The 19,391-nt window shown below is 54.5% G+C and carries 16 protein-coding genes; 6 read left to right on the forward strand and 10 right to left on the reverse strand.

Annotated elements, in window-relative coordinates; genetic code table 11:
• Positions 1-7 precede the first annotated feature (7 nt).
• Together D7D48_RS06785 and D7D48_RS06790 are read right to left on the reverse strand one after the other, a co-directional pair.
• Positions 8-808, reverse strand: a complete 801-nt coding sequence (locus D7D48_RS06785; RefSeq protein WP_125230552.1) for a LytR/AlgR family response regulator transcription factor — start codon at positions 806-808, stop codon at positions 8-10.
• Positions 805-1,941 (reverse strand): sensor histidine kinase, encoded by a 1,137-nt coding sequence (locus D7D48_RS06790; protein ID WP_125230553.1) that lies wholly within the window; start codon positions 1,939-1,941, stop codon positions 805-807. Before D7D48_RS06790 ends, D7D48_RS06785 begins: the two co-directional genes overlap by 4 nt.
• 89 nt (positions 1,942-2,030) lie before the next feature.
• Between D7D48_RS06790 and D7D48_RS06795 the strand changes: the two genes are divergently transcribed.
• Both D7D48_RS06795 and D7D48_RS10625 read left to right on the forward strand, forming a co-directional pair.
• A complete protein-coding gene (locus D7D48_RS06795; protein ID WP_125230554.1) occupies positions 2,031-2,624 on the forward strand; it encodes an HD domain-containing protein in 594 nt (197 codons plus the stop codon).
• A 120-nt stretch (positions 2,625-2,744) separates the two neighbouring features.
• Complete coding sequence (locus tag D7D48_RS10625; protein ID WP_281274260.1) at positions 2,745-2,870, forward strand: hypothetical protein; 126 nt, start codon at positions 2,745-2,747, stop codon at positions 2,868-2,870.
• A 4-nt stretch (positions 2,871-2,874) separates the two neighbouring features.
• On the opposite strand, the gene D7D48_RS06800 is transcribed toward D7D48_RS10625, so the two are convergent.
• Complete coding sequence (locus D7D48_RS06800; protein WP_125230922.1) at positions 2,875-7,524, reverse strand: NAD-glutamate dehydrogenase; 4,650 nt, start codon at positions 7,522-7,524, stop codon at positions 2,875-2,877.
• A gap of 185 nt (positions 7,525-7,709) precedes the next feature.
• On the opposite strand from D7D48_RS06800, the gene D7D48_RS06805 reads away from it, so the two are divergent.
• Entirely contained in the window at positions 7,710-9,053 is a 1,344-nt protein-coding gene (locus D7D48_RS06805; RefSeq protein ID WP_125230555.1) for a dicarboxylate/amino acid:cation symporter, read from the forward strand.
• A gap of 8 nt (positions 9,054-9,061) precedes the next feature.
• Here D7D48_RS06805 and D7D48_RS06810 read toward each other — a convergent pair whose 3' ends face one another.
• Positions 9,062-9,799, reverse strand: a complete 738-nt coding sequence (locus tag D7D48_RS06810; RefSeq protein WP_245964361.1) for a class I SAM-dependent methyltransferase — start codon at positions 9,797-9,799, stop codon at positions 9,062-9,064.
• A gap of 175 nt (positions 9,800-9,974) precedes the next feature.
• Between D7D48_RS06810 and D7D48_RS06815 the strand changes: the two genes are divergently transcribed.
• The gene (locus D7D48_RS06815; RefSeq protein ID WP_125230556.1) at positions 9,975-11,276 is read left to right on the forward strand and encodes a spinster family MFS transporter; all 1,302 of its coding nucleotides are present in this window, start codon (positions 9,975-9,977) and stop codon (positions 11,274-11,276) included.
• Here D7D48_RS06815 and D7D48_RS06820 read toward each other — a convergent pair.
• The 6 genes from D7D48_RS06820 to D7D48_RS06845 form a co-directional block, all read right to left on the reverse strand.
• Positions 11,273-12,562: an adenylosuccinate synthase gene (locus D7D48_RS06820; RefSeq protein WP_125230557.1), complete on the reverse strand. Its 1,290-nt coding sequence runs from the start codon at positions 12,560-12,562 to the stop codon at positions 11,273-11,275. The two genes, D7D48_RS06815 and D7D48_RS06820, sit on opposite strands and share 4 nt — an antisense overlap.
• 138 nt (positions 12,563-12,700) lie before the next feature.
• A complete protein-coding gene (locus D7D48_RS06825; protein ID WP_125230558.1) occupies positions 12,701-13,813 on the reverse strand; it encodes an ATP phosphoribosyltransferase regulatory subunit in 1,113 nt (370 codons plus the stop codon).
• A gap of 41 nt (positions 13,814-13,854) precedes the next feature.
• Positions 13,855-15,438: a phosphoglycerate dehydrogenase gene (gene serA / locus D7D48_RS06830; protein WP_125230559.1), complete on the reverse strand. Its 1,584-nt coding sequence runs from the start codon at positions 15,436-15,438 to the stop codon at positions 13,855-13,857.
• Between the two features lie 106 nt (positions 15,439-15,544).
• Positions 15,545-16,669 (reverse strand): phosphoserine transaminase, encoded by a 1,125-nt coding sequence (locus tag D7D48_RS06835; RefSeq protein WP_125230560.1) that lies wholly within the window; start codon positions 16,667-16,669, stop codon positions 15,545-15,547.
• A gap of 112 nt (positions 16,670-16,781) precedes the next feature.
• Positions 16,782-17,096: a PepSY domain-containing protein gene (locus tag D7D48_RS06840; protein ID WP_245964362.1), complete on the reverse strand. Its 315-nt coding sequence runs from the start codon at positions 17,094-17,096 to the stop codon at positions 16,782-16,784.
• A 2-nt stretch (positions 17,097-17,098) separates the two neighbouring features.
• Positions 17,099-17,686, reverse strand: coding sequence for a protein-methionine-sulfoxide reductase heme-binding subunit MsrQ (locus D7D48_RS06845; RefSeq protein ID WP_125230562.1), 588 nt, complete (start codon positions 17,684-17,686; stop codon positions 17,099-17,101).
• Between the two features lie 134 nt (positions 17,687-17,820).
• Between D7D48_RS06845 and D7D48_RS06850 the strand changes: the two genes are divergently transcribed.
• Complete coding sequence (locus tag D7D48_RS06850) at positions 17,821-18,480, forward strand: extensin-like domain-containing protein (protein ID WP_125230563.1); 660 nt, start codon at positions 17,821-17,823, stop codon at positions 18,478-18,480.
• Positions 18,481-18,519: 39 nt separating this feature from the next.
• Positions 18,520-19,386, forward strand: coding sequence for an LOG family protein (locus D7D48_RS06855; protein ID WP_125230564.1), 867 nt, complete (start codon positions 18,520-18,522; stop codon positions 19,384-19,386).
• The last annotated feature ends 5 nt before the right edge of the window (positions 19,387-19,391 follow it).

Consider the following 19,391-nt stretch of genomic DNA (forward strand, 5'->3'; position numbering starts at 1 on the left):
CATTTCCTTAATGGACGAAACGGGCAACAACGTCGCGGTACGACCGGCTGACTTTGACCTGCGCGCCCGATTCCAGCACCAAAAAGCATTCGCCATTGGTATGCGGCTTAACCTGACGGACCTGATCCAAATTGACGATCGTGGAGCGGTGCACCCGTTGGAAGGTGCGTGGGTCGAGCCTTTTTTCCAAATCCTTCATGGTCTCGCGCAGGATCAGCGAATTATCCGCCGTATAAATGCACATATAATCGCCCGCGGCATCAATACGTTCAATGCTTGCGACATCGACGCGGAAAATTTGACCGCGATCCTTGATGTTGATCAGCTTTTCAAAGCGGGTCGATGCCAAGTCGTCATCCACAGAAGCCAAATTGTCCGCCGCATCTGGCGCAACTTCGTTAATGACGGTCCGCAGGCGATCAAGCTCTTCCGATGTCCGTTTTTCTGACAATCTGCTGCGCACGCGGTCCATAGTATCGGCCAGCCGCTCGGGCTCCACCGGCTTCATCAAATAATCAATGGCCTGCGCCTCAAACGCCTTAATGGCATGTTCGGAATAGGCGGTCACAAACACGAATAAGGGCGGGTCAATGTCCATCACGCCTTGCACAACCGAAAAGCCGTCAAATCCGGGCATTTGAATATCGAGGAAGACCAAGTCCGGCTTCAGCGTCTTAATCTTACGAATGGCATCGCGGCCATTGTGGCAGGTAGCCACAATTTCGATATCCTCAAAAGGTTGAAGTCGTAATTCGAGGCCTTGAATGGCCAGTTTTTCATCATCGACCAATATTGTACGAATGCTCATGCGGATATCATTCCTTGCTGTTGTGCCCCCGCTTGATTGTCTTCCCCTGCGATAACCCGGTTTTGATAAGGGAGTTCTAACAACACCTCAAATCCTCCTCCGGCTTTTACATAATGTTCAAAACGCTGGTCATCCCCATAAGCTTGCGACAGACGCTCACGGGTGTTCGCCATGCCAACACCTGTGGATAGGCTGTGGTCTTGTTGCCCCGGCTGCAAGCCCGGGCCAGTGTCCGAAACGGTGATCCGCACCCTTTGGCCGACGAGTTGAGCGGTCACGGAAATATCTGCGCCCTCTTCCTTAGGCGTAACGGCATATTTGATAGCATTTTCCACAAGTGGCTGAAGCAACAGCGAGGGCACTAACGCGTTTTCAACCGCTGGTTCGATGATGAAATATGTCCGCAACCGCTCTTCAAACCGCATTTTTTCAATATCGAGATAGAGTTTTAAGGTCTCAATTTCTTGTGTCAGCGGTACTTTCGCAGCAGCTTCGTTAATAAGCGTAAACCGCAAAAATGAGGACAGGCGCGAGAGCATGGCATTGGCTTGCTCGGTCTGTTTCAACAGCACTAAAGTCGAAATACTATTCAATGTGTTGAAAAGGAAATGCGGGTTGAGCTGATAGCGCAGCATCGTGAGTTGTGCGCTGGTCGCCTGCGCCTCCAACCGCATCATCTGGTCGGCTTGCTCTTCCGCGCGGACAAAATAATTGATCGCATAATATAATGCGGACCATGCCGCCAGTAGCACCGAGTTGATGTAAATCGCCGCCAGCCACAATTGCGCAAAGGGCGTTTCATCGACCCCATCACGAATGGTTTGCAGTACCCAAACGTCCAAATAGGCATAGCCCAAGGTCGCAAGCGAAACCGACACGAAGGTTAAGCTCCATGTGATAACTGGCCGCTGGTCAATCAAGAACCGGTATATCACTGACAAAAGCAGCGTGATTGAATAGCCCGTTACCGCCGAAATCAGGATAGGGACCAAGAAGCTTACAGGCTGCCCCTGCGCAATACCGGATGCGGCGCGCAATATGACCGCGCCCGCCCAACCGGCCGAGTGCAAGTTCCAAAAAGCGCGGTTCTTGTCCGCAAAGAAGGGTTTATCTGTAAGCTCTAATACCGCCATATTTTCGGTCTAGCCGCTTTTCGCGCGCGCATGAAGCCCTTGTTTCGTCGGCCAAGGCTGTTAAACATTATAAGTGAGAGGATACCAAAATGGACAGCCAAGAAGACCGCGCAACTTTTCATGACATGGCACAAAGCACGCAAGAGGATTGGCAGATCATCATGCGGCACAATATCCCGTTTTCGCAAGATGGCGGACGCCGGATTTTGGACCATCTCAAATTGCTCGATGGCGATTTTGGCGGCTTTGCGGTCGATCGGCTGACGCATTCCTTGCAAACTGCAACGCGCGCACATCGCGATGGCCGCGATGAAGAATATGTGGTGATGGCGTTGCTGCACGACATAGGTGATACACTGGGTGCAACCAACCATCCCGACATTGCCGCGGCGATATTGAAACCGTTTGTGTCAGAAAAAATTCTTTGGATTGTCCAAAATCACGGCATTTTCCAGGGGCATAATTTCTTCCACCATCTCGGCCTTGATCGCGACATGCGTGAGCAGTTTCGCGGGCATGAGTGGTTTGCCGATACCGAAGAATTTATCGACAAATATGACTGCCCATCCTTTGATCCGAATTATGACACGCTGCCGCTTTCATTTTTCGAACCGATGGTGATGAAGCTTTTCCGTAGTCCGCTTAATAGCATCTACAAAAGGGCGATAGAGACAGTCGCTTAGATCAGTCATTTTGGTCGCGCCCTTATAATGGGGGGCGTTCATGCTTATATTTATATTATGCTGGGCAGGTCTTCCTGACCCAATCCGAAATTGCGCACGACTGCCTCAAAGGAAAATATCATGGCGAAGAGCCAAAAGAAGTCGAGCCGCGAAGCGCGTAAGCCAAAAGCAGAAAAGCCCAAAAAGCCAAATGCATCAAACCCGTCGACAAAGGGTAATCCAGCCGGCTTAGCGGCAAAAAGCTGAGGCTTTAACGCCCCAGCAATACGCGTGCTTGCCCCGCCACTTGTGCCAACATAGCGGGGGTTGGTGCACCCGCCATGCGGGCACGGTCCACCATCGCCTTGAACGCCCGCACACGCACCGCGTTGGTCCCCAGCCAGTCTTGCGTATCCTCAAGCGGCTTCTTTGCTGCCCGGCGTCGCAGAAAATCAAGGCGCATGGTTTGGAAATCCCGCGCAAGGCCAGCGACCAATAGCCGCTCCCACGGATCATGCGGGTCAACCTGCATGGCGGTTCCCTGCGCCCAGCTGAGACCTAGCGCCTCACCAAGGGCGGTGAAGGCGCGCGTCAACGCGGTAACATCACCCTTTTGAGAAGACGAAAGCGCCGCAAGACCAATGGCACCATCCAGTTGCGCCAATTGCACCAGACGGTCCGCAATTTTGCGCGGCGCGCCATTTTCGATTAACCGCGCACCAAAGCGTTCGGTCTGCAGCCGGACATCATGGGGCAATAACCCGTCCAACACGGCCGTGAGCTTTTGCACCACAGGCGCATATACCGCCGTTGCCGCCGCGACATCGCGACCTTCATGGGCGTTGCGAATGATATCGGCCATTTGCGCGCGCACTTCTAAGGCCGCTTGATTGAAGAGCATCAGGCGCGTGGATTCTGGCATAGCGGTCTTATCCATCGCATCCCACAAGGCAGGCAGATCATAAATGCTTTCGGCTATGGCAAAGGCTGCCGCGACATCGCCAAGGCTGCAGCCTTCCTCTTCCGCCAGTTCAAATGGGTGCAGCATACCAAGCCGGTTGATCATGCGGTTGGCCAATTTGGTGGCGATAATTTCCTTGCGCAGCCGGTGTCCCAAAATCGCCGATTTATGCGATTTGACCATCTCATCCGGAAAGGCCGCCAAAAGTTCGCCGTCCATCGACTTGTCCAGCGCCAAAGGTGCTTCTTCAACCTCATCCTGCGCGGCAAGCTTTGCCGTCGAGAGCAAGACAGCCAACTCCGGCCGGGTGAGCCCGCGTCCTTCGCTGGCGCGCCGGAACAGTTCCTCATTGGGCGCAAGTCCTTCAACCACACGGTCCAGTCGGCCAGCGCCCTCAAAAATTTCGATAAGCCGCACATAAGCAGGTAAATCGCCCGCGCCGCCGGTTTCTGCGATGGACAAGGCAAGCGTCTGAAGGCGGTTATCTTCCAACACCAAATGCGCGACCGCGTCGGTCATCTCCGCCAGCAAAATGTTGCGGGCAGGCTCCTTCAACTTGCCGGCACGCATCTGCGCATTCAGGGCGATTTTGATGTTCACTTCATTGTCGGAACAATCAACACCAGCGCTATTGTCGATAAAGTCGGTATTGATGCGGCCACCGCGCAAGGCAAAGCCGATACGTCCTGCCTGCGTCACGCCAAGGTTCGCGCCTTCGCCAATCACTTGCGCCTGCACGTCTGCGCCGTTCACACGAATAAAGTCATTGCCGGGGTCGCCAACATCCAAATGGCTTTCGCTCCGGTCCTTGATATAGGTTCCAATACCGCCGAACCACATCAATTGAACCGGCGCTTTCAATATCGCAGTCATCAATGCAGATGGTTCAATTTCTTTCGCATCAATGCCCAGCAAACTTCTGATTTCCGATGTGGTTTTGATAATTTTATCGGTACGCGCGAATACGCCGCCGCCCTTGGAAATCAGCTTGGCATCATAATCGAGCCAGCTCGAACGTGGCAGGTTGAACAAGCGTTGACGTTCTTTCCAACTGGTCGCGGGGTCGGGGTTCGGGTCGAGGAAGATGTGCCGATGGTCAAATGCCGCGACTATTTTCAGCGACTTTGAAAGCAACATGCCATTGCCGAACACGTCACCGGACATGTCGCCCACGCCTGCTACCGTGACTGGTTCTTTTTGGACATCAATGCCCATTTCGGCAAAATGGCGCTGCACCGATAGCCAGCCGCCCTTTGCGGTGATGCCCATTGCTTTATGGTCATAACCAACCGAGCCGCCGCTCGCAAACGCATCGCCAAGCCAGAAATTATGTTCCAGCGCGATGGCGTTCGCGGTATCCGAGAATGTCGCCGTGCCCTTGTCAGCCGCGACAACGAAATAGGGGTCATCGCCATCATGGATGACCACATTGGCGGGATGCACGACGCGGTCGTTCACAATATTGTCAGTAATCGACAACAACGTACGGATGAAGATCTTATAGGCCTCAGTGCCCTCCGCAAACCACGCATCGCGGTCAACACGCATGTCGGGTAGTCTTTTGGGATAAAAGCCGCCTTTCGCACCGGTTGGCACAATCACCGCGTTTTTAACGCGTTGCGCCTTCATCAGGCCCAAAATCTCAGTGCGGAAGTCATCCCGCCGGTCGGACCAGCGCAAGCCACCGCGCGCGACAGGTCCAGCGCGTAAGTGAATGCCCTCCACGCGGGGCGAATAGACAAACACCTCCCGCCAAGGAAGTGGCGCCGGCAGACCGGGAACTTTCGCGCAATCCAGTTTGAATGCCAATGCCTCTGCCGCCGCTGCGGAAAACGCATTTGTACGCAATGTGGCGAGGACTAACGCCAGAAACCGGCGCAGGATACGATCTTCATCAATCGCCGACACGGCGGCCAAATCAGCCTGTATCGCCTTTTGATATTTCGCCGCTTCTTTATCGCGGTTTTCGTTGGTTGCCGGATTATGCAAGGCATCGAACAGCGATATGATGGACCGCGTGACATTCGCATTTTTAGCCAAAGCCGACACCACCGTTGGCATGCCATAGGTCACGCCCGTTTGACGCAAATAGCGGTACCATGCGCGCAGCCAGATGACAGATTGCGGAGCAAGACCGCCAATCGTGACCAGTTGGTTGAACACGTCATTTTCAAAACTGCCATCCAAAACTTGGCTCAAAGCGCCTTCAAGGACCTGCGGTTTTTCCAATAAGGTTGAAATATTGCCACCACGCAAGGCCAGATGGAAATCATGAATATAATGGCCATCCGCCAATGCGGTCGGCGATTCCTCCAGAACATCGAAACCGAAATTCTCCAGCGCAGGTACGACATCGCTCAACGGCAAAGCGCCGCCATAGCTGTAGATTTTCAGCCGAAGTCTATCCTCTTCCACGAACAGACGCGTAATCTTGCTATGGTCGCGCTCCATCGCGAGCAAACCCATCATGTCCCGCGCCGCTTCGTCGGTCGAGTAACTGCTACGGTAATTGGCTGGAAAGCCCGCACCATAGCGCACCAGCATAGCGGCGGCGCGCTTTTCATCTGTCAGTTTCGCCAATGCAGCCTCAACCGCTGGTTCCCACCCGCGAACCATCAGCTCCAGCTTTGCATCTAGGCTGGCTTCATCGACTGTCTGTCCACGGTCCGGCAAATCAAGCGTATAGCGCAGCAAGGCGACGCCGCCGTCTTCCAAGCCAATGGTCCAGCCCAATAAAGAACCGCCCGTGGCATCCATCAGCATCGTCTGAATCTGTTTACGGATACCCGTCGACACATCATCACGTGGCAACCAAACAAAGATATATAAATGACGTCCCAATGGTGACCGCAGCGCAATGAGCTTGGGGCGTGGTCGGTCCGTCAGCGACATGGCCGTCAGCGTGACGCGTTCCAAATCATCCAGCTTGAGCGCAACCAAAAGATCGTGCGGTAGCGCGGTGAGCGCGTGAGCCATCGCCTTGCCCGCATGGCCCGAAGGGTCAAAGCCATAACGCGTCATGAGCGACGCCAGATGCGTTCTGAGCACGGGAATGGATTCGGGCGCCGTTGCCAGCGCCGCACTGGTCCAAAGTCCGGCCGTGACGGCCAGTCCCGTTACTCGATTGCCCGTGTGTACCGGAATAACAATCAGGTCCAATTGCACATTGCGGTGGACATTAGAAACACGGTTGGATTTCAGCACCAAGGGCGCAACACCCCCTGTTTCAAACCAGTTGATAGCAAGGCTGACGCTATCTGCGGAAAGGACAGGCGCATCGCTTACCCGCGATAAGCCAAGGCGGTTGGAACGCGTGCCATCGCTGCTGATCCGTTCATGCGCCAAAATCGTCATATTATTATCATGGAACCAGCGGATGAGCGCCTTGCCTTCGCTATCGGGAAGGCTGCCGGCGTCGGCAGACAAGGCTGCGAGCATATCGCGCCAATCGGTTACCGCGCCGCGCACATCGGCGAGAACAGCTGCCAAATGCGCCTCAAGCTGGCGGCGTTCTTTGGCGTCAACGCGCGCTGCTTCGAGGTAAATGAAGGATTCGCGCGGCTGCCCGTCAATCCGTTTCCGGCTGATAGATGACAGCATATTGGTGGCATCACGGGTAACGCTCAACACCGGGTGAATGATGCGGTTCACCGATATGCCATAAGCGGCGACCGCTGCGGAGACCGAATCCACCAAAAAGGGCATATCGTCATTATTCAGCGATATCCGCATCATCAAACGACCCTGCGCATCGGTAAAGCTATCTAGCGCAATGGCGACGCTGCCCGCCTTACGATGGAGGCCGGTTTCGATGGTGAAACGCGCAGCATCCTCTGCAGCTTTGGCATCAAAACCCTCGTTTTCGCCGGGCAAAGCGGTCTCGGCAAAGGCTGAGACCATATCCTTCAAGAGGGTCTTGTCGATTTTTACGGAATTCTTCGTAATTTTGGCGGCCGCCATGAAATGATCTCCTGAGCCCGCAAGCATCTGGTTATGTGCCATGTTCAACGACAAAATGCGTTGTAATTTTATTACAAGACTTATGACGCCCTTCTCAAGCTTAAACAAGTCACGACTGTAACTTCTTGCGACCTGCATTGCTCCTGTGTAGCGTCACACGAAACAAAACATGTTTGGAGGGTTGCGTGGATAAACGGCTTACATTGTGGATACTGGCAGGAATGATCCTGGGCGTGGCGGTCGGCTACGCTGTGCATGTCAGTTTCGCGCAAGACAGCACGCAGTTTGAATATATTACGAAGACATTCAAACTCCTCTCCGATATTTTTCTGAATTTAATCAAATTATTGGTTGCACCCCTCATTCTATCAACCATCGTCGTTGGTATTGCACATATGGGCGATAGCTCAGCGCTGGGTCGTATCGGTTTTCGCGCCATTACATGGTTTATCATCGCCAGCTTCATCTCGATTGGTCTTGGTTTGTTGATGGTAAATCTGTTTCAACCGGGCGTTGGCGCGCCCGTGGACAGCATTGGAAATGCTGCAGCAACCATTGGCGAGGTCAAAAAACTCGATTTTTGGGAATTCATTCTTTCGATTTTCCCCAAAAACGCTTTTGAAGCGATGGCCACTAACAATATCTTGCAGATTTTGGTGTTCGCCTTGTTCGCTGGCATTGCGCTTTCAGCTTTAGGTGAAAAGGGCGCGCCTTTGGTGCGCGGCGCAGAGTCACTTGCTGAAATGATGCTTCAGATCACGCATTATGTGATGCGCTACGCTCCCGTCGCAGTATTCGGTGCATTGGCAGCGGTGGTTTCAAAAAGCGGTCTGGCGATCCTTGCGACCTATTTGGAACTTGTGACCGAATTCTATCTGTCGCTCGCATTACTTTGGACAATCCTTTTGTCCATCGGCGCACTCTTTCTGGGTCGGCGGATATGGACGCTCATCCGCTATATTCGTGAACCGATGTTGATCGCATTTTCGACCGCATCCAGCGAAGCCGCTTTGCCTAAGCTGTTTGAACAGCTCGACCGCTTTGGTGTCCCGCGCCGGATTTCGGGCTTCATGCTGCCCTTAGGATACAGCTTCAACCTAGATGGTTCGATGATGTATATGAGCTTCGCGACAATCTTCATCGCGCAAGCTTATGGCATTGACCTATCCATCGGCACGCAGATCCTGATCCTGCTCACGCTCATGATTTCGTCTAAGGGCGTCGCCGCTGTGCCGCGCGCTTCGTTGGTGGTTATCACGGGCACGCTGGCGATGTTTGACCTTCCAGTAGAAGGCGTCGCACTGATCCTCGCGATTGACCAATTCTTAGATATGGGCCGCACGGCGACCAATGTCGTTGGCAATGCTGTTGCCACCTCCGTCATCACCAAATGGGAAGGTATGTTGGAGGTTGAGCAGCCAGACTATGTCGAAACGGCACATGCCCCTGCGCATACAGCAGCAGGCGGTAAGGCCGGGCTCGATCTTGCCAAGGACATGGTGACCGATAAGCGGAAAACCAAGCTTTAGGGCCTGACCTAAGCGGGGTGTTTATACCCCAGCAAGGTGCCCTTGGCACCTTTGCTGTCGAGCGTGAAGTCCATGTTGCGTTGTTCTTTGCGCCAGCGCCGCGCCACAACGCGCTCGCCGGGTCGTGCCGCGTCATCCAGCAACACTCTGCCGCCGGGGCGGATATGCGAAAATAAGCTTGATGCCGCGCCACGCACATGCGGGTGGATGGCCCAAGGCGGGCCATCGACGATGAGCAAGTCAATCTCGCTGGGAATATCCGACAATTGATACCAATGCCCCGGCCAGCCCGCCGGCGGCGGACCCAATGGGGCGTGGCGGAGATCCACGTCCATATCATTATCGCGGATCCAGCATGCTGTTGTTTCCACAAAGGCCGCATGTTGGTCAAAACTGACAAGCTTTCCGCCACCAAACAACTGCAATGCGCGGGCCGCGACAAAGGTCGAAGCACCGCAGCCTAATTCGACAACTTGCGCAGGACGCATTTCTTCGATTGCGGAAACGATATGCCACAAAAAATGTGTGTCCGCCTTCCAACTGCCCAGATTAGGCAGCGCATCCAGCGGCAATTCGAGATAGGCAAGCAAATCTGCCTTATCCTTTTTGCGTCCGCCATCTAGGCTTCGCAACAACCATGGCCATTGAATAGCGCCATAGGCCATGACCATGAAGCGGTCGCCTAACGACACGCTAAGGTCCAAATCATGGAGTGGCATCAACGCCGTCGTTTCGCGTGTAGTCATTGCGTCCCAAGAGCCTTGTAGCGGACAACAGTCAATCAAAGAGTTTACGGGCTACCAGAATTTACGCGTGCAGGGCGCGGTATAGAATGCTGTTCAAGGCACGCGCAAAGAACGCTTCAAGGCTTTGACAATGTCAAAAAACATTCCATAACGCTGCTTAGGAAGAGGAGCATTCATGGACGAGAGCCAGACAGCAAAGACTGCACAAGCGACAATCACAAATCCCAAAATATTGTTGTGGATATTGATGATTGTGTATGTGCTCAACTTCCTCGACCGGCAAATTGTCAATATTTTGGCCGAACCCATCAGCAGGGATCTCAATCTTTCCGACACCCAAATTGGTTTGTTAACTGGTCTGGCCTTTGCGCTTTTCTATACCTTGTTGGGCATCCCCATTGCACGTTATGCAGACAATAGCCGCACCAACCGCGTTGGCCTAATTTCCATATCCTTGGCAGTTTGGTCGGCAATGACCGCCTTATGCGGGTTAGCGCAGAATTTTGCACAATTAGCGCTTGCCCGCGTCGGCGTTGGCGTAGGTGAGGCAGGATGCACGCCTGCCGCCCACTCGCTAATTACCGACAGCGTCCCTGCGGAAAAAAGATCGTCGGCAATCGCTTTTTACGGCCTTGGTATTCCAATAGGCAGCTTATTAGGCCTCGTCATCGGCGGCGTATTGAATGATGCCTATGGCTGGCGCGTGGCGTTTATGGCCGTCGCCATTCCAGGTTTGATATTGGCGGCTTTCCTGCCTTTCATATTGCGTGAACCGCGCAAGGCAGAAGCGGCGGCCCGCGCATTATCCGGCGAAAAGGCACGCGAAACTTTGTCCACCAAAGACGCGCTCAAAGAAGTGTTCAGCTCGCGCGCCTTTGTGCTGTTGGCAATTGCTGCTTCATTCACGGCGTTTCTATCCTATGGCAAAAGCGTTTGGGCAGTGATTTTATTCATCCGGTCTCATGGCCTTAGCCCAGGCGAAACCGGCCTTTTGCTTGGCGTCGTTCTGGGCGTGGCGGGCATGATTGGCACATGGCTAGGCGGCATGATGGCCGACAAGTTCGGCAAAATCGATAAACGGCATTTGTTGACCACACCTGCCATTGGGATGGTGATTGCAACGCCCATCCTGTTTCTGGGCTATTTCGCAACCGACTGGCGCGTGGCGATACTCTTACTGTTTGTGCCATCGGCATTGAACGCTGCTTATTACGGCCCGACCTACGCCACTGTACAAGGCTTAGTAAAGCCAGAGGCCCGCGCTGTTGCCGCCGCATTCATGCTGTTCGGGCAAAACCTAATCGGCCTTGGCCTTGGCCCCTTGTTATTCGGCATGATGTCGGACGCATTCAAGCCACTGGCGGGCGAAGAAAGCGTCCGATGGGTGCTTTATGGCGCAGCGTGGCTTGGCCTCATCCCCGCCTACTTCTTCTGGCGCGCGAGCTTGCGGCTGAAGGCCGAGCTCAAAACGGGTTAGTCGGCGAAGGGATCGCGCACTAAAATGGTATCTTCGCGTTGCGGCGACGTAGATACCAAGGCGACGGGCGTTTCGATCAATTCCTGCACACGCGAGATATATTTGATCGCTTGCGCAGGAAGGTCGGCCCAGCTGCGTGCGCCCGCGGTGGTTTCCTGCCAGCCGGGCATTTCTTCGTAAATGGGCTCCACCGCAGCTTGATCTGCAGCATGCGCGGGCAGATAATCATAGACCTTGCCGTTCAGGCGATAGCCTGTGCAGATCTTGATTGTTTCAAAGCCGTCGAGCACATCGAGCTTGGTCAGCGCGATGCCCGTCACGCCAGATACGGCGCAGCTTTGGCGCACGATCACGGCATCGAACCAACCACAGCGGCGCTTGCGGCCGGTGACTGTGCCAAATTCATGGCCGCGTTCACCCAGCCTTTGGCCGGTTTCATCCTCCAACTCGGTCGGAAATGGACCAGACCCCACCCGCGTGGTGTAAGCCTTGACGATACCGAGCACAAAGCCCGCTGCACTTGGCCCAAGACCGGAACCGGCGGCAGCAGTTCCCGAAACCGTGTTTGACGAAGTTACGAACGGATATGTGCCATGATCAACGTCCAGCAACACGCCTTGCGCACCTTCAAACAATATCCGCGCGCCTGCCTTGCGTACCTTGTTCAGGCGCTTCCACACGGGCTGCGCATATTCGAGAACAAAGGGTGCGATTTCCTTCAGGTCAGCGATCAAGCGCGCACGATCCACTGGCGGCTCGCCAAAGCCAGCGCGCAAGGCATCATGATGCGCGCATAAACGGTCAAGCTGCGCATCCAAGGCATCGAGATGCGCCAGATCACACACGCGGATCGCGCGGCGGCCTACCTTGTCTTCATAAGCAGGTCCAATGCCGCGGCCCGTGGTGCCGATCTTGCCCGAACCTGCTGCGGCTTCGCGCAAACCATCCAAGTCGCGGTGAATCGGTAAGATTAACGCGCAATTGTCCGCCAGCGCGAAATTCTCGGTCGTGATGGAAACGCCCTGCCCGCGCAGTTTCGTCATTTCATCGCGCAGAGCCCATGGGTCCAAAACGACGCCATTGCCGATAATCGACAATGTGCCGGTGACGATACCCGACGGCAGCAATGATAATTTATAGACATTGTCGCCAACGACCAAAGTGTGGCCCGCATTATGCCCGCCTTGAAAGCGGACGACGGCATCGGCGCGTTCCGCCAGCCAGTCGACAATTTTACCTTTACCCTCGTCGCCCCATTGTGCGCCAATTACGGTTACATTCGCCATCAGATATTCCCTGTCAAAGCCAGATAGCTCTGGGGCCTTTTTCTGCGCAGGAGGTTTTTCCTACGAAGGGATTCGCCGTGCACTCCGTTATGATTATGCAGCGCTGGCGTCCACCCTAAAGCGGCGCGCAAGGCAATTTCAGACGGGAATGGCCTGACCATTCATCCAAATATGGGTGCAACCCAACACCGCCGCACTGTCATTTTCGTCCAATGCTGCCACCGTCGCCCAACCGTCATGGCGCAATTTTGCACCCGTTACGGCCTCGGTACCCAATGGAAGGAAAAGCCGGCGGACAACGCTTTCATCCGCCAGATCAACCAGAGGATCGGGATATAGCGAGAAGCCTGTGGCGGGTTCCGATGGTCCATCGGCGCGATCAATATAATAGGTCCCACCGCGACCCAGCGCCGCACTGTACCCTTTGGCGAAAATCGTAAAGCCGAACCAGCTTTGATATTCAAAGCCATGCCGCTCAGTCGGATCCAAAGTCACATTGGCGCGGCCTGCGATGGTTCCTGCGATTGCTTCCAAGGCATGGATTCGCGAGGCTAACGCGCCGCCCGCATCAATCGCCCGCAATTTCTCCACCGCTTCTGCAAATGGTCCGGTTGCCGCGAGCAGTGGCAAATAGGCATCCGCCCCAAGCGCACTCAGCCCGCCTGCATCCTTCATATCCAGCTCGGACCGAACGGCATCAATTTTGTCCGCCGCCAAAGGCAACGCCTTTTCCGCCAGCCGTTCCACAAGATCAGGCAGCGTGAAATCAATGGTGATGTCTTTGACGCCTGCCGCCTCAAGCGCATCAATGGCAACGCCCACAATTTCGCAAGCCGCCGCAACGCTATCATTGCCAACCAATTCCGCGCCCAATTGGGTTAATTCCCGTTCGGGGCGCAATTGTTTGGCGCGCAGGCGCAATACTTGCCCATGATAAGCCAAGCGCAACGGTCGCGGCGCATCCTTCATGCGGGTTGTCGCAATCCGTCCGACCTGCACCGTGATATCACCGCGCAGCGCCAGCGTGTGGCCCGACACAGGGTCAGTGAAGCGCAAATGCTGATTACGGTTGGCATCGCCACTATGCTTGGCGAGCACAGATTCAAATTCCGCCATGGCAGGCGCCACGCGCGCATAGCCATAGCTAGCCAACACGTCGATCATCGCCCGCGACACCCGCGCCGCAACCTCCGCTTGGGGCGGAAGGCGGTCACGGAACCCTTCGGGCAGTAAATCAGGTGGAATATGCATGCGCACTCTTTACGCGAAAACTTCTCGCGGGGAAGCCCCGCTTAAAACTTCAGCGCCTTCACTGTTTTCACACCGGGCAACGTGCCAAGCTGTTTAAGCACAGCTTCTGGGATCGCCGCGTCCATCGAGAGCAGCAAGACCGCTTCACCACCAGCACTGCGACGGCCCAGATGGAAGGTGCCGATGTTCAATCCAGCCTCACCCAACGCCGTGCCAACACGGCCGATGAAACCGGGTGCATCTTCGTTGACGATGTAGAGCATGTTACCTTCTAGCTCTGCCTCAAGGCTAATACCGAAAATCTCGACAAGCCGCGCCTCGCTATTGGCGAACAAAGTGCCTGCAACCGAACGCGGGCCTTGCGCCGTGTTGACGGTGACGCGCACCAATGTGTGATAGGCGCCAGTCTTGTCATGGCGGACTTCGCGAATATCGAACCCGCGCTCTTTTGCCAAAAATGGCGCATTGACCATGTTCACCGCGTCGGAAAAACGCCGCATGAAACCGGCAAGCACAGCAGCCGTAATTGGTTTAATATTCAGTTCCGCCGCCGCGCCCTCAACCTCAATTGCGATATTGTCGAGATTGTCATGCGCCAATTGGCCAACAAGTGAACCCAATTTTAGCGCAAGGTTGGTATATGGTTTCAACTTCGGCGCTTCTTCCGCGGACAGGCTTGGCATGTTGAGCGCATTGGTCACGCCGCCATTGACAAGATAATCCGCCATTTGTTCGGCGACCTGCAACGCCACATTGACCTGCGCTTCATTAGTCGACGCGCCCAAATGCGGGGTGCAGATGAAGTTTGGCGTGCCGAACAAGGGCGATTCCTTCGCAGGTTCGGTCGCAAAAACATCCAAAGCGGCCCCGGCGACTTGGCCGCTGTCCAATGCCTCTTTCAGCGCCTCTTCGTCGATTAAACCGCCACGTGCACAGTTGATGATGCGGACACCCTTTTTGGTCTTCGCAAGATTTTCTCTCGATAGGACGTTGCGCGTCTGGTCAGTCAGCGGCGTGTGCAAGGTGATGAAATCGGCCTTGGCAAGCAAGGTATCAAGGTCAGCCTTTTCAACGCCCATTTCAATCGCGCGATCGGCGGTGAGGAACGGGTCAAAGGCCACGACCTTCATCCGCAAACCCAGCGCACGGCTGGCAACAATCGATCCGATATTGCCCGCACCGATCAAGCCCAGCGTCTTGCCGGTAACTTCAACGCCCATGAAATCATTTTTCGGCCATTTGCCCGCTTGCGTTTGCGCATTCGCCTCTGGCAATTGCCGCGCAAGCGCGAACATCAAGGCGATGGCGTGTTCGGCGGTCGTAATCGAGTTACCAAAGGGCGTGTTCATGACGACCACACCCTTGGCCGACGCATAAGGGATATCGACATTGTCGACGCCGATGCCCGCGCGGCCAATCACCTTCAAGTTGGTGGCGGCATCCAATATTTGTTTCGTGACCTTGGTCGATGAACGAATGGCCAAGCCATCATAATCGCCAATCATCGCGGCAAGTTCATCAGGCGTTTTATCTGTGATAACATCTACATCACAACCGCGTTCCGCGAAAATCTTGGCGGCGTTAGGGTCCATTTTGTCAGAGATGAGTACGCGTGGTTTCGTCATTATTTTATCCTTTTGGGTCGTCACCCCAGCGAAGGCTGGGGCCTATCTCGCCTGTAGGTTACAAACGAGAGACATGAGGGGCGCCAAGCTGTCTGGCGCGACGGGGTTATGCTTTTGCGCTGTGGTAAGCCCAATCGAGCCATGGCCCGAGTGCTTGTATGTCGGCTGTATCAACGGTTGCACCGCACCAAATGCGCAAGCCCGGCGGGGCGTCGCGATATCCGGCAATGTCATAGGCCGCATGCTCTGCCTCAAGCAAAGACGCCATTTTTTTGATCATGGCTTCGTCCGCGCCCTTTACGGTCAAGCACACGGAGGTTTTCGACCGGATAGAGGGGTCAGCGGCAAGAAATCCAAGATAGTCGCTTGCCGCAACAATATCGTCCAGCGCCGCAGCATTGGCATTGCTGCGCGCCATCAGGCCTTGCAACCCACCAACTGTCTTTGCCCATTCAAGCGCGAAGATTACGTCTTCGACGGCCAACATTGACGGCGTGTTAATCGTCTCGCCCTTAAAGATACCTTCAGCGAGCGCGCCTTTCGAAATCAAGCGGAATATTTTTGGCAGCGGCCATGATGGGGTGTAGTTTTCCAACCGCTCTACGGCACGGGGTCCGAGAATGAGCACGCCATGCGCGCCTTCGCCGCCCAACGCTTTCTGCCAGCTAAATGTTGTTACATCGAGCTTATCCCACGGCATGTCATAGGCAAACACCGCTGAGGTAGCATCGTTGAAAGTTAAACCTTCACGGTTATCGGCGATCCAATCGCCATTGGGAACACGCGCGCCAGACGTCGTACCATTCCATGTGAAAACCACATCATGGGTGAAATCGACTGCGCTCAAATCCGGAATTTCGCCATAAGGCGCGTTCATGACATTGGCATTCAGCTTCAACTGCTTGTTCACATCCGTGACCCAGCCTTCGCCAAAGCTTTCCCACGCCATCATCGTAACGGGACGCGCGCCCAGCATGGTCCACATCGCCATTTCAATCGCGCCGGTGTCAGAACCGGGGACAATGCCAATGCGATGGGTATCGGGCACTTGAAGCACTTCGCGCATCAAATCGATAGCCAATTGCAGGCGTGACTTACCGATTTTCGCGCGATGCGAACGGCCAAGCGATTCGGTTTGAAGTTTTTCGGGGCTCCAGCCTGGCGGTTTCGCACAGGGGCCGGAGGAAAAGAACGGACGCGCCGGTTTAACGGCGGGTTTTACTATAGTCATGTAAGCGTCTCCTTGCAGAGAGCAGCGCGGCGTTGGGACCGCGTGGCCCAAGGCCGCGTTTAGGCGCGGCCCCGGCTTTGTCAATGACTATCGAAGTTTAAGACCTATGAAATCAGTAACCCGCCTTGCGAAACAATACTTCGCCACGGCGGCTAACATATAATTTTTCTAAGGTTACGGGGTGAAAATAGGCTTCGACACGGTCGCCTTCAGGGGTCGTGCCATAAACTTCATAGCAGCCGCCATCGACTTTCGATTTACGCACTGACCAGCCCTCTTTGGTCAATTTGTCGGTCAGTGCCTTCTGGCTTTTCCATCCAGAAACTGGTCCTGATTTACAGGTGATTGCACCGGTTGCCGAAGCAGGGACCGACGCAAAGGCGATAGCAGCCACAGCGGCAAGTGAAAGAGGTGTCCATAAACGCATATTCATGCTCCTTTTAAATTGGGTCTGCGTGGGAGGAAATATCGTGCCGCAACGAGAAGCACGAGTGGGACGAAGTGTATGAGCGCTGGTCCTAAATTATTGTGGATGAATATCCAATGGACGAGAACGAGCACGGCGGCGGGATAGACCAAACGCTGAAGACGTTTCCAACCCGCCTTGAGCGCGCGCATCGACGCATCATTGCTGGTTACCGCCAAGGGCACGAACAACAGCATCGCGGCCCAACCGGTCCAGATACCCAGCGCCAGAAACTCGGCGAGCATATCGTCAAGATTTCCCATATCGATAACATAGAAAATGAGATGCAATGTCGCATAGCCAAAGGCCGCCACACCCAAAGCCCGGCGACGCTGAATAAGCCAGCTTAACCAAGGCCGCGGACCAATCAGCGACAATAAAGGACTAAGGATCATCGCGGCAATCATGAAGCGTGCCGACCATTCGCCCGTAGGATGCAGCATATCCATAGCGATGACGTCGCCAAAAACATAAGGGCGCATCATCAAAACAGCTGGCAAGCAGAGCAATGCCCAGAATGTCTGCTTCTTATTAAGAATGAATCGCAACATGCATTCGCGATAATCGCCTGTTGCGCGCTATGCAACGCGCAAATTGTGGCGGCGAAATTCATATTTGCATGCAGTTAGGGGATGTTACGTCATTTTTTGGCTGCGCCGTTTATTTTATACGTTAAGACGCCGTCATGTCATTAAGCGTGCTTAAGAGATTTCTGCTGATCGTCGGCGTCTTTGCGCTGGCGTCGTGCAGTAGCCGCGAAAAACCACAATCCCCGCGCCCCACCGCGAGCATGCCGTCGGAAAATGCCCGCCAATGCCTCGCCGGGCTTAAATCGAAATCCGTGCGCTTTGCCGGACTACCAAACAAAACTTTCGACGGCGGATGCCGTATGATTGACACCATCAAGGTCATGGATTTTGGCATCGCGGCCACAAATATGGGGGCGATGACATGCCCGCTTGCATCAAATTTCACCGATTGGGCACGTTATGCTGTAGTACCTGCGGCCAAGCGATATCTGGGCAGCGAGGTCGTGAAGATTGAAACGATGGGCACATTCAATTGCCGCGCGATCGCCGGCAGCCGGTCCGGGAGATTGTCCGAACATGCATTTGCAAACGCTATTGATGTATCCGCCTTTGTCCTGCGCGATGGACGTCGGATATCCTTGCTGAACGGTTGGCGCGGTTCACCCGAAGAACGGGCATTCCTGCGTCGCCTACATCAATCTGCCTGTAAGAGATTTGGCACCGTTCTTGGCCCCGATTATAACGCCGCGCATGCAAATCATTTCCACTTCGATATGGCGAAATCGATGCGCAATGGCACAGCGTTTTGCCGATAAGGGTGGCAAAAGCGATATCTGCACCCTACATGTCGTTTAATGACAGACACAAAAATTAACGATCGCCGCTTTTATAAAGCACAACAAGAAGCGGATTTTGCTGAACAGCAACTTTCCACCCCGCAAACGCAAAGCAAGTCTTACAGGCTAGCCTTTCAGGATACCGACTTCCTGCTGCGTGAAGACTTGCGCCCTGTTCGTTTCCAGCTTGAATTGCTCAAAACCGAAATGTTGCTTGATGAGGCAAATATCGGCTCCATGTTGGTTATCTATGGCTCCGCGCGTATACCCGAGCCTGAGGCTGCGGACGCGATGGCCGCCGCCGCCGAAGGGGAGCGCGCCAAAATCATCGCGGAGCGGATGAAAGAAAAGTCTCGTTTCTACGCAGAAGCGCGCCATTTGGCGCAATTGGCTGGAAAAGCCAATGTTACCGATGAAGAAGGCCGCCGCCACTTTGTTGTTTGTTCCGGTGGTGGCCCGTCGATCATGGAAGCGGCCAATCGCGGCGCACATGATGTCGGCGCAGAATCGGTTGGCCTGAATATCGTGCTACCGCATGAACAAGCGCCAAACCTGTTTGTCACCCCGCGCTTAAGCTTCCAATTCCATTATTTCGCCTTACGCAAAATGCACTTTCTGCTGCGCGCACGCGCGGTTGCGGTTTTCCCCGGAGGCTTTGGCACATTTGATGAATTTTTTGAGCTGCTAACGCTGATACAGACTGGCAAGATTAAAAAGATGCCGATCCTGTTGTTCGGGCGTGAATTTTGGAACCGCGTCGTGAATTTTGAGGAGCTTATGCTCGAAGGCGTAATCAGCCCGCCTGATCTGGAACTTTTCCAGTTCGTAGAAACCGCAGACGAGGCATGGAATGCCATCTGCGATTTCTACAAAGTGTCACATTGATGTAA

The organism is Sphingorhabdus wooponensis, assembly GCF_003933235.1.
Taxonomy (GTDB): Bacteria; Pseudomonadota; Alphaproteobacteria; order Sphingomonadales; family Sphingomonadaceae; genus Sphingorhabdus_B; species Sphingorhabdus_B wooponensis.